This is a genomic window from Pseudomyxococcus flavus (assembly GCF_050038885.1).
GTDB classification, from domain to species: domain Bacteria; phylum Myxococcota; class Myxococcia; order Myxococcales; family Myxococcaceae; genus Myxococcus; species Myxococcus flavus.
On the sequence record NZ_CP143624.1, the window covers coordinates 3,803,631 to 3,817,185 of the forward strand.

Consider the following 13,555-nt stretch of genomic DNA (forward strand, 5'->3'; position numbering starts at 1 on the left):
CCACCGGTGATGAACCGTGCACCTCTCAGGTAAGCACCGGGACCCACTGCATGACATCTTGCTCGCCGCTCTGACATGCAAGGCCGCTCAACAGCAGCGGCGGAACGGCTGAGGCTTGGCGCCCGTCGCCAGCGCGGCGGTCTCCACGGTGGACACGTCCAGTTGGACTTGCGTCCATCCCAGGTTTCGCAGCGCGGCCGTGAGGCGCTCGCACAGCGGCCCCACGCTGGAGAGGGGCGCGCCCGCCAGCTCCAGCTGGAAGTGCGAGCCGCCTGCCTGCGTCAGCCGGAAGACCCGCAGCGCATGGTGCTTGAACACCCAGGCCAGCGCCCAGGCGTCCACCTCCCGGCCCGACGGCGTGACGAAGCGGCAGGCGCCGCGTCCGCCGAAGTGCTCCAGCGTCCACCCCTGGAAGCCGCAGGCGCAGGCGTCGCGCCGCACGGTGCCCGCATCGCCCGGGCGGTAGCGCAGCAGGGGCAGCACGCTGGGACGCAGCCGTGTCACCACCACCTCGTCCAGGCCGGGCTCCAGCCAGACATCCGGCGCGAGGACGTGGAAGCGGCCCGGGGCCTCGTCACGCAAGCACTCCCAGGCCAGCGGGCCCGTCTCCGTGGTGGCGTAGTAGTTGAGAAGGGGCGCGGGCACCACGCGCGCCAGCTCCGCACGCAGGCCCGTGGGCAGATGCTGCGCGGACGTCAGCACCAGCCGGGGCGTGGGCAGGTCGCGCTGCGAGGCCAGCCACCGCAGCCCCTCCGGGTCGGAGAAGAGCACGGCGGGACGCACGCGGCGCAGGCGCTCGACGGCATCCTCCCGCAGCACGGAGATGCGGTGCAGCGCTCCGTCCTGGAGGATGGGCAGCCGCACCGAGTACTCCAGCCCGCCGGGGAGCGCGTCCAGCAGCACGACACGAGGATGCGGAGGCAGCACCGCCCCCGCGCGTGCCACGAGGAAACGGAGCACGGCCCACATGTGCAAGCAGTCCTGCCGGTCTCTCACCACGTTGACCGGCGCGCCGGTGGAGCCGGAGCTCTTCACCACGACACACGCGTCGGCGTCCGACATCGGCGTGGGCACGTCGGCCCAGTGCGCCGCCAGGGTTTCGCGGTCGAGAAAGGGAAAGTGGCCCAGGTCCTCCAGCGTCTGGAGGTCACCGGGGTGGAAGCCCGCCTCGCGGAGCGTCGCGGCGTAGTACGGCGAGTCGCGCAGCGCGGCACGCAGAAAGGACAGTCGGTCGTCCAGCGCCGCGCGGGCCGCGTCCTCGTCGGGCAGGGAGGCGAAGCGGGCCAGTCCCTCGGCGATGGACTCGGCCCAGGGAATGTAGGGGCGCTGCGTGGAGGTATCCCTGCGGATGTTCGCGCGCGGAGCGACGCGCAGGTCCGCGGAGAAGGCCTCCGTCACTCGCGCCACCCGCGCGCATCCGCGGCGCGCTGCTCCGCCTCGCGAAGCGCTTGCTGGCGCTTTTCCGCCTCCAGCCTGCGGGCCGCCTCCGCGCGCCGCATCTCCGCTTCCGCCTTGCGGTAGTCCAGTTGCTCGAGTCTCGCGACGGAGCCCTTGGGGGACTCCCCCTTGCACTGGCCGCCCACGACGCGCACCCACTTGCGCACGAACTCCTCGCGGCGGAAGGTGTTGGAGCGAATCATCTCCGCCGTCAGCGGGGCCACGTCCTGGAAGAAGCGCTGGAGCAGCGTGGTGGCATCGTCGTTCTTCTGCAGCGTGCGCACCGTCTCCTGCCGCAGCGTCGAGGACACCAGCACGTGCGCGAGCATCACCACCTGCTCCCGCCACAGCGGGGAGCGGGCCCGGTCCTCCATGGCACCCCAGTCCGCGCGCGACGGGGGGCGCATCTTCGCGAGCCGGAAGGTGTCGCAGATGATGGCCAGTGCCAGGTCATGCGAATACGGCGACACGATGGGGGCTGCTTCGAGCTGCGTTTGAATCTCGCGGATGTCGAAAGCCATGGGACTCATTTCTCCAGCAATGCCTGGGCGAGGTCACCCGCCGCCTTCGCGAAGTCGGAGGGCCACTGCACCAACACCAACCGGAAGCGGCGCTCGCGGAGCAGCGGCGCCAGGGCCTCCCGGGCGCGCTGCTCGTTCGGGTGGGCGAGGAAGGCCACCACCAGGCGCGAGCGGCGAATCGACGCCAGCACCGGCTCCAGGTCCTCCTCCGCGCGGAGGTTCGCCAGGAAGTCGCCGTCGGAGATGATGATGCGAATCGCGTCGGGCCGCTCGCGGGACAGCCTGTCCAGGAGGTCGAAGGGGAACTGCGTGCCGCCGCCGATATACGTCAGCAGGAAGTCGCGCGCCTTCTCCTCGTCATACATCCACGGCGACACCTGCGGGTTGTCGTGTGAGTACACGATGCCGCGCACCGTGGCCTTCTTCCGCAGCGCGGAGGCGGACAGCACCTGGGCCGCCAGCGTCATCGCGTTGAGGCTCGTCTCCGGGTTGGGCATGGAGCCGCTGGTGTCCAGGTAGATTTCCACGGAGGGGACGCCCAGCTCGGAAGGTGGCGGCAGGTCCGCTTCCAGCTCGCGGCGCAGCGGTGACACCGCGGCCAGATGCCCCTGGGACAGCACCGTCAACGTCCAGTCGATGCTGGACGGGTCGTCGCCGTACTCCCACGCCTGGGGCGTGGTGCGCAGGTAGGGCTCCGGCTGGGAGGGCGCGGAGGGGAGCTTCAGGATGTGCGCGTCCACCAGCCGGCGGTAGTGCTTCGCCACCAGCGCCCGCCGCAGCCTCCCTTCGCCCTTGCCGGGGAGGTGCTCGGTGATGCGGTGGATGGTGTCCAGCGCATCCTTCTCCCGCGAACGGGTGCTCAGGGGCTCCAGCCAGCCTTTCTCCTCCGCTTCGTCCAGCGCCTCGTCCCAGCGGCTGCTGCCGTGGATGGCCGCGTCCAGGTCATCCACGTCCGGCACGGAGACGTCCCCGCCCAGGGGCAGGCGGAACTCGAGGTCCGCCGGCTTCTCGATGTAGCGGATGAAGGTGGCGCAGAAGTAGAGGAACTGGAGCTTCCCGTTCGGCAGCGCGTAGAAGGTCTGCGCGAACATACGCGCCTCGGCGCGCACGCCGGGGAAGCGCTGCTCCATGGGCGCGAGCTGCGATGCCAGCACCAACGCTCCGGGCGTCAGTCCCCACAGCTCCTCGTAGATGGCCAGGTAGAAGAAGAACAGCGGCGACATCTCGCCGCCCTGTACGCGCTGGAAGCCGCGGTACACCGCGCACAGCGCCTCCGCGTGCGTGCGGCCCACCACCTCGTTCACCTGCAAGTCGTAGAAGAGGTTGGTGAGGGACTGCTTCAGCCCGGGAACCAGCCGCTGCTCCTGGACGCGCAGCTCCGCGTCCCAGCCCAGCGTGTGAGGGAAGCGTGCGTGGTGGCCAATCTCATGCGCCAGCACCGCCGTGAGGCTGCTGGTGGCCTCCATGGCCTCCAGCAGGTCGAAGTTGACGAAGACCTGCCGCTTCACCAGGTCGATGTACGCGAGCGGCTCCTGGGCATGGCTCACGTCGGGCCGGAAGGGCACGTGGGGCTCGGGCGGGCTGAGCTGCACGCGCACGTCCCACAGCGCCAGCGCGTCGCGCCAGCTCGTGGCTACGTCCTCGCGAGTGACGCGCGGCAGGCTCATTCGGGGAGGAACACCAGCACGTGCTGGGACGTGTGCAGCGTGGCCGCCGTCCGCCAGTCATTGGCCAGGGTGGCGAACCACGCGTCCGCGCGCGGGTCCTCCCGCAGCGCCGCGTCCAGGTGCGGGCGCTCCACGCTCGTGTGCTCGGGCACCTCTCGGCAGCCCATGGCCCCCAGTGGGACAGGCGTCTCCGCCAGCCAGATGCCCTGGGTGGCCGCCTCGCGGCCTGCCACGGCCTGGCGGTGCCGGTCATGCACGCACACCACGGTGGGGGACAGGAAATGCAGCGCGCCGGGCAGGAAGCGGCTGTCCTCCTGCGACAGGTCCACCCAGTGGGCCCGGGCGCGCGCCCCCAGCGGCTGGCTGGGCGGCTCCAGCGCCGCCTCGGACGTCCTGCGCAGCTGCGTCTCCAGGTCCACCAGGGACGTCAGCCCCCGGCCCACGCGCCAGAAGATGCGCTGCACCCACGGGGGCGCGGACTCCAGGTTCTCCCCCAGGTTCCACAGCTGGGCGAACACTTGCGAGCGCTCCGGGCCGGGCACGGCGGCCAGCAGGCGCGGAATCAGGTCCGACCACGCGAGGGTGAAGAAGTTCTGCCGCCCCGCGCTGGCGGGGTACAGGTAGCCCAGGCCAATGGCCTCCGCGCCCAGCTGGAGGTAGGCGCGCAGCAGCTCCTCGCCCTCCGCGGCCGGGGTGCCCGCCGCCAGCAGGGACTGCCCCAGCCGCGGCGCGGCGTCCCCCGTGAGCTCGCGCCACAGGGCGGAGTCCCAGCGCACGAAACGCGCGCGGGCGTTGGCCTCCAGCTCGTCCATGAAGGTGCTCATTGGCGGCCGCCCGGGTTCTCCTTCAGCCACGTCGCATAGTTCCGGTAGCGGCTGTACAGGGACTTGAGGTGGATGACGTCCTCGTAGACGGGGCCGGACAGCTCGCGCTGCGCGAGCAGCACCTTCATCAGCACCGTCACCTGGTTCATGCGCTTCTCGGTGGTGGGCAGGTCCACGCCGGACAGGCCCTTGTCCAGCTCCTGCCGCAGCGCCGTCACCTTGCGGCGGATGGGCTGGTGCGTGTCGTAGTGGCCCATGGCCATGTCGAACATGTTCCGCAGCCAGGCCACGCGGTCCTGGAGGAGCATGCGGTGGCCCTTCACCTCGAAGAAGGCGCTGCGCGCGTTGGGCACCAGCTTCTCGTGCAGCACCCAGGGGGCAATCTGCCGGAAGTCCTCCAGCTCCACGGCGGTGTGGCCGCGGAAGAAGGCCATGGCCTTCGCGAAGTGGAGGATGGTCTGGTAGGCGCGCACGCTGACGCCGTTCTCCGTCTGCGTGCAGAGGTGCACCTTCTTGTCCAGCGGGCACTGCTCGTTGCACACCGCGGACACCGACTGCCCGGCCAGCTTGAGCGTGTCCTTGTGCTTGAACTCGAAGCGCGGCGAGGCCATGCGGCAGAAGTCGAGCTGCCCCAGGAAGAAGGCGATGCGCTCCAGCACGTCCTTGGGGACCTCCACCTCCAGGATGGCGGCGTAGGCGCGCTCCAGCTCGCCGGGTGTGAAGACGATTTCCTTCGGCAGCAGCTCCTCGGGGGACTTGTCGGCCTCCAGCCGCTGGAGGAGCTGGTCCATGAAGCCCGAGTTGAAGGGCACCGCGCGCACCACCACGTCGATGCGGTCCTTCAGCGCCTCGATGACCTGGAAGGTGCCGCCGCCCTGGTCGTCATTGGCGGTGAGGAACCAGGACGAGCGGCCCGCGTAGACGTACTGGTCCATCATCTCCGCGTAGCCCTCGGCCATGAGGGACAGGAGCGCGGACTGCGTCTTGGTGGGGATGCGGTTGTACTCGTCGATGATTTTCACGCGCTGGCCAATCCACTTGCGCCAGCTCACCTTCACGGCGGACAGGTCCTCCGCCTTCAGCATGTCGGAGGGCAGCGGCGCGCCGAGCAGGTCCGCGATGGACAGCTGCGGATGGCCGCGCTGGATGCCGCGGTGGACCTCGTCGCGGCCCATGCCGGACAGCAGGGCCATGAGGATGGCGGACGTCGTCTTGCCGCGCCCGGGGCCACCCACGAGCAGCGCGCGCCGGCAGGTGAAGAGGGTGAGCAGGGGGATGAGGACGAACGAGCTGTAGCTGGTGTCCTCGGGGAGGTGGAGCTCTTCACCCGCGGGCGTCTTGAGGGCCGCGGACGCGCCGAACTCGAGGTCGTAGTAGGGGCAGATGACGGCGTTGTTGGTGATCCACCAGTACGCCTGTCGCATCTTGTCGTGGAGGCTGCCGCCGTCGCGCTCGGAGAGGTGGACGTTGAGGTTCTTGTCCGCCGTCGCGCGCCCGGTGAGCAGGCGCGTCACCCAGTCCTGGTTGGCCATGTGTGGGGGAGCCTATCACTGCCCCATCACGCCGCGCGGCCGAGTCCGCCCTCACAAGGTGACCAGGCCCAGCTTCGCCGCGCGGACCACGGCTTCGGTGCGCCGCTGGACGCCCAGCTTGGCGAGCACGGCATTCACATGGAACTTGGCGGTGTGCTCGCTGATGGCGAGCCGGTCCGCGATGGCCTTGTTGGACAGGCCCTCCGCGAGCAGCCCGAGGACCTCGCGCTCGCGGGGCGTCAGCGCATCAAGTGCGCCCCTGTGTGAGGCGAGGGATGCGTCCCGCGGCACGGCACGCAGCTCCGAGAGGGCCGGGTCGAAGACGCTCAGCCCCCGGGCAACGGCGAGCAGCGCGGCGGTGAGTGACGCCGGGTCCACGTCACGAAAGAGCAAGCCCCGGGCGCCCGCGCTCAGCGCAGCCTCTCCGGCCGCTTCGTCCGCGACCAACGCGAGCACCGGGGCGCCCAGGTCGGGTGACTCCACGCGGGCCTGTGCGCCGGACAGGCGCAGCCCGGTGTCCCACAGAACCACGTCCGGCGGCTCACCCGGTGTGGACTCGAGGTCGACCTGGGAACCGGACACGACAGTGAAGGGCACGTCCGCCTGGTCGCCCAGGGCCCGGGAGAGCGCACCCCGGGCCAGCGGGTCCTCCGCGACCAGAGAGAGGCGAAGCGGTGAGGTGGATGCGCCCAGCACGAGGCGTCTCTATTAACGGAGGCGCGCCAGCGACGCTGCGTCCGGGGACACCTCGGGTCAGGCCACGCGAAGCGGCCTGCGCGAAAGCGCCCTCAAGGCCCTCGCAGCCGCCACATGAGCAGGAGCGCCACGGCGAGCACGAGCAGTGCGCCCACCCCCGTCCAAAGGGCGACGGAGCACCCAGCTGGCGTCCTGGGGATGATGGGCAGCTTCTGTGTCCGGAGCTCCTCCGTGATCTGCGCCAGCAACCCGGCGTCGTAGGACACGGGCTCGCCCTTCCGAATCTTCCGGCCCATCTCTTCCAGCTCGCCGCCCGGAAGGTACCGGTCGGAGAGGAGCATGCTGCGCGCCTGGAGCTCCCGGTCCGTACCGTGTGCGGCGGGGTCGAACCCACACCCCGCGCAGGGCGCGAACGCGCCCACCTTCGAATCGCCGCACCGAACACAGACAGCCAAAGTCATGCACCTACCCTAGCGCGAATGCGGCGGCGTACCCCAGATGCGTGGCCCGTCACGCCTCACGGGCCACAGACGTGTGCTACGTCAGGGCACGAAGGGGCTCATCCGGCGTTGCCGGCGATGGGCCACGGCCGTGGCCATCGTTGCCAGGCCGAGCGACGGAGCGACGAGGCGCGGCTCAGGCCCGCGTGACGCCATGGCCCGGCGCATCCGCCGACAGCTCCAGCCGCGAGCCCGCGTACCGGGCGCCACCCTGGAAGGGATGGCTCGCGATGAACAGCGGCGTGTCCAGGTCGGCGTAGGTGAAGCCGCCGAGCCCCGCCGCCAGGTGCGCGGAGGTGGACATGGCCAGCACGCTCTCCACCATGCCGCCCACCATCAGCTCGAGGCCCGCGGCGCGCGCCAGGCTCCACATCGTCAGGGCTTCCACGACGCCGCACTTCATCGTCTTGATGTTGATGGCGTGCGCGGCGCCCTCCCGGATGAGCCGCAGTACGTCCCTCGCCGAGCGCGCCGACTCATCCGCGCACACGGGCACGCGCGAGCGCCGAGCGAGCTCCGCCATGCCGGCCACGTCGTGCGCGGGCACGGGTTGCTCGAAGAGGGCCAGGGGGACGTCGGCGCGCTCCAGTTCCTTCAGGAACGCGAGCGCCTCGGCCACGTCGTAGCCCCCATTGGCATCCGCGAAGAGCCGGGCCTGGGGCGCCACCTCGTGGATGGCCACCAGCCGCGCCGCGTCCTCGCCGGGCGTCAGCGCGCCGACCTTCACCTTCAGCGTGGAGATGCCCCGGGCCAGGATGGCGCGCGCGGACTGGCGCGCGTGGGCCACGTCTCCCGCCGTCACGGTCATGTCGATGTCCAGCGCACGCTGCGCGCCACCGAGCATGACGTACAGGGGGACGCGGTAATGCCGCGCCAGCGCATCCAGCAGCGCTGACTCCACGGCACACCGGGCGGCGGGGGCCAGCGCGAGCGAGTCACCCAGTGCCTCGGACATCGGCCGCCAGGCACGGACGTCCTGTCCCACCAGTCCCGCGCGCACCAGCTCCAGCGCACTCAGCGTGCTGGCCTGTGTTTCACCACTGACGGCGGGGAAGGGCGCGGCCTCGCCCAGGCCCTCGGTGCCATCCGCCAGTGTCAGGCGCACGAGCACGTTCTCCGCGGCGTACTGGGCCCCGGTGGCGATGGCGAAGGGCTCCGTGAGCGGGAGGTGCAGCGGCTCGAAATGGGCGGCGGTGATGAGGGTGGGCGTCATGGGCGGGCCTGGAGCCTACTCGCTTGGCCACGTCCCCGCGGCGGCCGGGCCCCGGCGGAGCGGCGGGTGGCCGACACATGTGACATGAGACTGATACATGCGACTCCGGCGACCTTGTGATTGCCGGCGGTTCGTGGCGACATGGGCGCATTCTGAAAGACAAGTCCCAGGCCGTTCCGGCTCCAGACACGGAGACGTTGTTGGCGGCGCTCGAGGAGGCGGAGCGCCAGCAGCCCGAGGGCTGCATGGTGCTGCGCGCCCTGCGGGACGCGGCCGGAGCGGTGGTGGACTTCCAGTGGGCGTGGGCGAATCCGGCGGCGGCCCGGGCGCTGGGGCACGTACCGGAGGCGCTGCGGGGCCAGCGGCTGCGAGAGCTGATGCCCGACTCCGGACTGGGGCGTCGGTGGGGGCTGCTGCGCGACGTGGTGGAGTCGGGCAGGCCCGTGGTGGACAACTTCGAGGAAGGGCGCGCCTGGGTGCAGGGGACGGCGGTGCCGCTGCGAGATGGCGTGCTGTTGCGGCTGCGCGACATCACCAGCGCCGTCCGGTTGGAGGCGGGCGTCCGAGACACGCTGGACTGGGTGCACAACGTGCTGGAGACGACACCCGACGCGTTCTTCACCGTGGATGCGGACTGGCGTGTCACCTACGTGAATCACGAGGCCGCGGCCCTCAGCGGGCGCTCGCAGGCGCAGCTCTTCCGGCAGATTCTGTGGCAGGCCTGTCCGGAGCTGCTGGGCACGCGCATGGAGCGGGAGCTGCGTCAGGTGGCGAGCGGCGCTGGCGCCACCATCTTCGAGTGGCGAGCCGCGCCCGGCCGCTGGCACGAGGTACACGCCTGGGGTGCCAACGGGAATCTGTCCGTCTTCGGGCGGGACATCACCGCGCGGAAGAAGGCGGAGGCCGAGCGCGACGTGCTCCTCTCCCAGGAGCAATCGGGCCGGCGGGAGGCGGAGGCGCTGGTCCACGAGCGCACCCGCGAGCTGATGACCGCGCGCGAGCGCCTGGTTCAGTCGGAGAAGCTGGCCATGGCGGGCCAGCTCGCGGCGGGCGTGGGACACGAAATCAACAACCCGCTCTCCTACGTCGTGGGGAACCTCCAGTTCGCGCTGGAGCAACTGGAGCCGCACGCGTCCCGCCCCGGTGCCAGCGACGCACTGGCGCGCGCCCTGCACGAGGCCATGGAGGCGCTGCGCGAGGCGAAGGAGGGCGCCGAGCGAATCCGCACCACCGTGCGTGACTTGCAGACCTTCGCCCGCGCGGAGGAGCCGCGCCTGTCACCCGTGGACGTGCACGCCGCGCTCGAGTTCGGCCTCTCCATGGCCATGCCGCACCTGCGCCACCGGGCCCGCGTCGAGAAGAACCTCGGCGACGTGCCCACGGTGATGGCTCACGAGACGCGGCTGGGACAGGTGTTCCTCCAGCTGCTCCTCAATGCCGCGCAGGCCATTCCGGAAGGCGACGTGGCGCGCTACGAAGTCACGCTCTCCACGTGGAGGGACGGCGCCACGGTCGTGGTGGAGGTGGCGGACAACGGCCACGGCATGGCGCCCGAGGTGCTGGACCGCGCCTTCGAGCCCTTCTTCACCACCCGTCCCCTGGGCGAGGGGGCCGGGCTGGGCCTGTCCACCAGCCTGGGCCTGGTGCGCAGCATGGGGGGCGAGCTGTCCGCGACGAGCGCGCCGGGCGTGGGAAGTGTGTTCCAGGTGCGCCTGCCCACCACGGATGCCGCGGCGCCCGCCACGGGGCCCGTGGAAGGCAGGGAGCTGCCCGGGCGCAAGCGCGTGCTGGTGGTGGATGACGAGCCCCTCCTCGCGGCGGTGCTGGGGCGGGTGCTCGGGACGCGTCACGAGGTGGTGGTGGTCCACAGCGGGCGCGAGGCCTTGGACCTGCTGGCGAGCGACGCGCGGTTCGACCGCGTCTTCTGCGACCTGATGATGGACGGCCTGACGGGGATGGACGTCTACGACGTGCTGTCCGCGAGACAACCGGAGGTGCTCTCGCGCTTCGTCTTCATGACGGGCGGTGCCTTCTCCGAGCGGGCGCGGACCTTCCTCCAGTCCGTGCCGCTGCCGCGAATCGAGAAGCCCTTCGAGCTGGGCGCCCTGCACGCGCTGGTGGAGGAGGCGCCGCCGCGCGCCGGCAGCCAGGAGCGGCCGGCGCGCGAGCCCGAGTCGGTGTGATTACAGCTTCACTTCGTCCCGGTCCGGCCGGGTGATGTAGCCGGAGCCCGCGGCGACCAGCTTGGCCATCAGCTTGTCCATGCCGTTGGAGCGGGCGAAGGCCATCTCGTTGCGGGTGGCGCCCACCAGGGTGAGCAGCTGCACCTTGCCGCTGGGGAGCACGAAGTGGTCGGGCCGCGACGGGTCCCGGACGAACACGAAGCCACCCAGCTTGGACTCGCCACCATCCAGCGAGCCCTCCACGGGATAGCGGTGCCCCATGGCGAAGGCGCGCAGGGACACGAGGTTGTAGGCCATCATGTCCAGCAGCCGGAACACCGGCCACTTCGCCTCTTCGGGCGTGTGGATGACCATCTCGTAGCCCAGCCCGCTGGGCGCGTCGTCGGGGAACTCCTCACCGGGCGCGACGGTGAAGGGGTTGGACAGTCCACTGGTGACATAGGTCCAGTACGGGTAGCTCTCGCTGGGCGGTGCGACGCGCACCCCCATGGGGCCCCAGTTGGGGTCCGCTTCCTGGACCTGGGCCAGCTCACTCTCCATCCACGCCTGGATGGCATCCGTCTGGTCGAGCGTGAAGACGCCTTCGTCAATGGCGCCGAACATCTTCGGATACTCGACTTCGTCGCGGTCCGCCCAGCAGTCCTCGTACCACTGGATGAAGTCTTCGTCCGTCTCCGGGGCTTTCATGGCCGTGACACTCTAGAGGCTCACCCCGGTTTCACAACTTCAAGTCGCGGGGAGGCCTCTTCGGGCTGACAGTCCGGGGGGCGCTCAGGTACCGGTCGCTCCTTTGGGGCCCGAGGAAGCGGCCAGCGGCCACGGCTTCAGCCCGCAGATGCGCTCCGCCTCCTCCACCGCGGGTGCCAGCCGGGCATGCTCGCGGCGGAGGAAGCCTCGCACCGCCCCGTCCAATGTCTTGTCGAAGATGAGATGGGCGCTGTGGACCGCCGTGGGCTCGAAGCCGCGAGACACCTTGTGCTCGCCCCCGGCGCCGGGCTCGAACACCTTGCGGCCGGCCCGGATGCAGTCCTCCACGGAGTGATACAGGCAGACGTGGAAGTGGAGGAAGGGGTGCTCCTCGAACGCGCCCCAGTACCGACCATAGAGGCGCTCCGGCGTGGCCAGGTTGAAGGCGCCAGCGATGACCTTCTGGCCCCGGACCGCCTCCACCATCTCCACCGAGCCCGGCAGGGTGCGGAAGACGCGGGCGAAGAAGTCGGGCGTGAGCTGAATCTGCCCCCAGGCGTGGCGCTCGCAGGTGGAGGTGTAGAACCCGTAGGCGCGTTTGGCGTGGGCGGGGGACAGTTCCTCGCCGCGCACGGTGCGCAGGGTGATGCCCTGGGTGGCCGCGGCGCCGCGCTCACGCTTGAGCTGGTTGCGGCGCTTGGAGTCGAAGCGCGCCAGGTAGTCGTCGTAGCTGCGGTAACCCGGGTTCTTCCAGTGGAACTGGAGGGTGATGCGGCGGGCGAGCCCCTCGGCCTCCAGGAAGTCCGCCTCGTCCCCGGTGGGGTAGAGGATGTGGACGGAGGAGCAGCCCACCTCCCGGGCGCTCTCGGCGGCTGCGGCGAGCAGCAGGCGGCGCAGGACGGGGACGTCCTCTCCCGGGGCGATGAGGAAGCGCGGCACGGTGGCGGGGGACAGCGGTCCGCCCACGACGAGCTTCGGGTAGTACTCGACCCCGAGCCGGGCGGCGGCGTCCGCCCAGCCGAAGTCGTAGATGTACTCGCCCATGCTGTGGAACTTGAGGTACGCGGGCGCGGCGGCCACCAGCTTGGGGCCTCGCCACAGCGTGAGGTGATGCGGCGCCCAGCCCGTCTCCTCGGTGGCGCTGCCGCTCTCCTCCATGGCGGCCAGCCAGGCGTGCCGGACGAAGGGGGGCGCATCGGGGCCGGCCAGGGCATCCCAGGCATCGGCCGGTGCATCAGTCACTGCTTCGAGGATGCGGAGTCGGAGCGAGGTATCGGCGGGCACGGGAGCACTCTTAACGTGTCCCGCGCGTGCCCGCCGTGGGTTGCTTGCCCGTCGCTCAGGCGGCCCGGGCGGCGCCACCGGCCCGGGTAGCCTCGCGCGGCTCCGGCCACACGGCACGCTGCGGGGTGGCGATGCGGATGATGCGCAGCCACGCCAGCACGCGCATCACCTGCCACGTGGGGTCCAGCTCGAACTTCCGGGCGGCGAAGTTGGGGCTGCTGCCGTACTTGTGGTGGTTGTTCTGGAAGAGCTCGCCCATGCAGAGGATGTCCATGGGCAGCGTGTTCCGGGACTTGTCGGTGCTGTCGAAGTTCCGGTAGCCGTACTTGTGGCCGCACCAGTTCACGATGGCGCCGTGCACCGGGCCCATGAGGAAGTGCAGGGGCAGCAGCAGGAACTGCCAGGGCGAGGTGGCGAACATCACATAGAAGGCGGAGTAGAAGGCCACCCAGCCCAGCGTGGCGAGCCACGAGGTGCGCAGCGTGGTGTCGACGAGCGGCCACTCCGGGTAGCCGCCCAGGAAGCGGGCCTCGGGCTGGCCACGGCCCGAGGCGTAGTCGTCGTAGCGTGCCTTGGTGTGCCACATCATCCGCGCCACATCCTTGAAGAAGTGGGGCGAGTGCGGGTCCTTCTCGGTGTCGGAGAACGCGTGGTGCTCGCGGTGCAGGATGGCGTAGGCCTTGGGCGACAGGTACGACGAGCCCTGCACCAGGTAGGTGAGCAGGTGCATCACCCGCTCCGTCTTGGGCCCCATGGTGTACATGCGGTGGGCCGCGTACCGATGCTGGAAGAAGCTCTGGAAGAACACGCAGAGCAGCCAGTGCGAGACGAAGAAGATGAGGACGGCCATTCGAGTTCCCGGTTCAGTGTCAGACCTGGGGTAACACCAGCCATGTCATGGCAGCGTCACGCGGGGCCGAAGAGCCGGGGCGTTGCCCTGGAGGGCCATGCGCCCGGGCGTCCCGCTTCAAGCGGCCATCAGTAGAACGCGGCGCGGCAGGAGATGACGCG

12 protein-coding genes are annotated in these 13,555 nt (G+C 70.5%); 1 reads left to right on the forward strand and 11 read right to left on the reverse strand.

What is annotated here, in order from left to right:
• Positions 1-87: 87 nt before the first annotated feature.
• The 8 genes from VZL07_RS15950 to VZL07_RS15985 form a co-directional block, all read right to left on the reverse strand.
• Positions 88-1,407, reverse strand: coding sequence for a phenylacetate--CoA ligase family protein (locus VZL07_RS15950; RefSeq protein WP_426756399.1), 1,320 nt, complete (start codon positions 1,405-1,407; stop codon positions 88-90).
• Positions 1,395-1,967 carry a hypothetical protein gene (locus tag VZL07_RS15955; RefSeq protein WP_426756400.1) on the reverse strand — a complete coding sequence of 191 codons (573 nt, stop codon included), beginning with the start codon at positions 1,965-1,967 and terminating at the stop codon, positions 1,395-1,397. Before VZL07_RS15955 ends, VZL07_RS15950 begins: the two co-directional genes overlap by 13 nt.
• The gene (locus tag VZL07_RS15960) at positions 1,964-3,625 is read right to left on the reverse strand and encodes a M48 family metalloprotease (protein ID WP_426756401.1); all 1,662 of its coding nucleotides are present in this window, start codon (positions 3,623-3,625) and stop codon (positions 1,964-1,966) included. The genes VZL07_RS15955 and VZL07_RS15960 overlap by 4 nt, the downstream gene beginning before the upstream one ends.
• Complete coding sequence (locus VZL07_RS15965; protein ID WP_426756402.1) at positions 3,622-4,449, reverse strand: hypothetical protein; 828 nt, start codon at positions 4,447-4,449, stop codon at positions 3,622-3,624. The genes VZL07_RS15960 and VZL07_RS15965 overlap by 4 nt, the downstream gene beginning before the upstream one ends.
• Entirely contained in the window at positions 4,446-5,981 is a 1,536-nt protein-coding gene (locus tag VZL07_RS15970) for an AAA family ATPase (protein ID WP_426756403.1), read from the reverse strand. The genes VZL07_RS15965 and VZL07_RS15970 overlap by 4 nt, the downstream gene beginning before the upstream one ends.
• A 51-nt stretch (positions 5,982-6,032) precedes the next feature.
• Positions 6,033-6,677, reverse strand: a complete 645-nt coding sequence (locus VZL07_RS15975; protein ID WP_426756404.1) for a LuxR C-terminal-related transcriptional regulator — start codon at positions 6,675-6,677, stop codon at positions 6,033-6,035.
• Positions 6,678-6,769: 92 nt separating this feature from the next.
• Entirely contained in the window at positions 6,770-7,018 is a 249-nt protein-coding gene (locus tag VZL07_RS15980; protein WP_426756405.1) for a hypothetical protein, read from the reverse strand.
• A 295-nt stretch (positions 7,019-7,313) separates the two neighbouring features.
• Positions 7,314-8,390 (reverse strand): dipeptide epimerase, encoded by a 1,077-nt coding sequence (locus VZL07_RS15985; RefSeq protein WP_426756406.1) that lies wholly within the window; start codon positions 8,388-8,390, stop codon positions 7,314-7,316.
• A 197-nt stretch (positions 8,391-8,587) separates the two neighbouring features.
• Between VZL07_RS15985 and VZL07_RS15990 the strand changes: the two genes are divergently transcribed.
• Positions 8,588-10,573 carry an ATP-binding protein gene (locus tag VZL07_RS15990; protein ID WP_426756407.1) on the forward strand — a complete coding sequence of 662 codons (1,986 nt, stop codon included), beginning with the start codon at positions 8,588-8,590 and terminating at the stop codon, positions 10,571-10,573.
• Here VZL07_RS15990 and VZL07_RS15995 read toward each other — a convergent pair whose 3' ends face one another.
• The 3 genes from VZL07_RS15995 to VZL07_RS16005 form a co-directional block, all read right to left on the reverse strand.
• Positions 10,574-11,260, reverse strand: a complete 687-nt coding sequence (locus tag VZL07_RS15995) for a suppressor of fused domain protein (protein ID WP_426756408.1) — start codon at positions 11,258-11,260, stop codon at positions 10,574-10,576.
• Between the two features lie 84 nt (positions 11,261-11,344).
• Complete coding sequence (locus VZL07_RS16000) at positions 11,345-12,544, reverse strand: GNAT family N-acetyltransferase (protein ID WP_426756409.1); 1,200 nt, start codon at positions 12,542-12,544, stop codon at positions 11,345-11,347.
• A gap of 55 nt (positions 12,545-12,599) precedes the next feature.
• Positions 12,600-13,394, reverse strand: coding sequence for an acyl-CoA desaturase (locus VZL07_RS16005; protein ID WP_426756410.1), 795 nt, complete (start codon positions 13,392-13,394; stop codon positions 12,600-12,602).
• Positions 13,395-13,555: the final 161 nt, after the last annotated feature.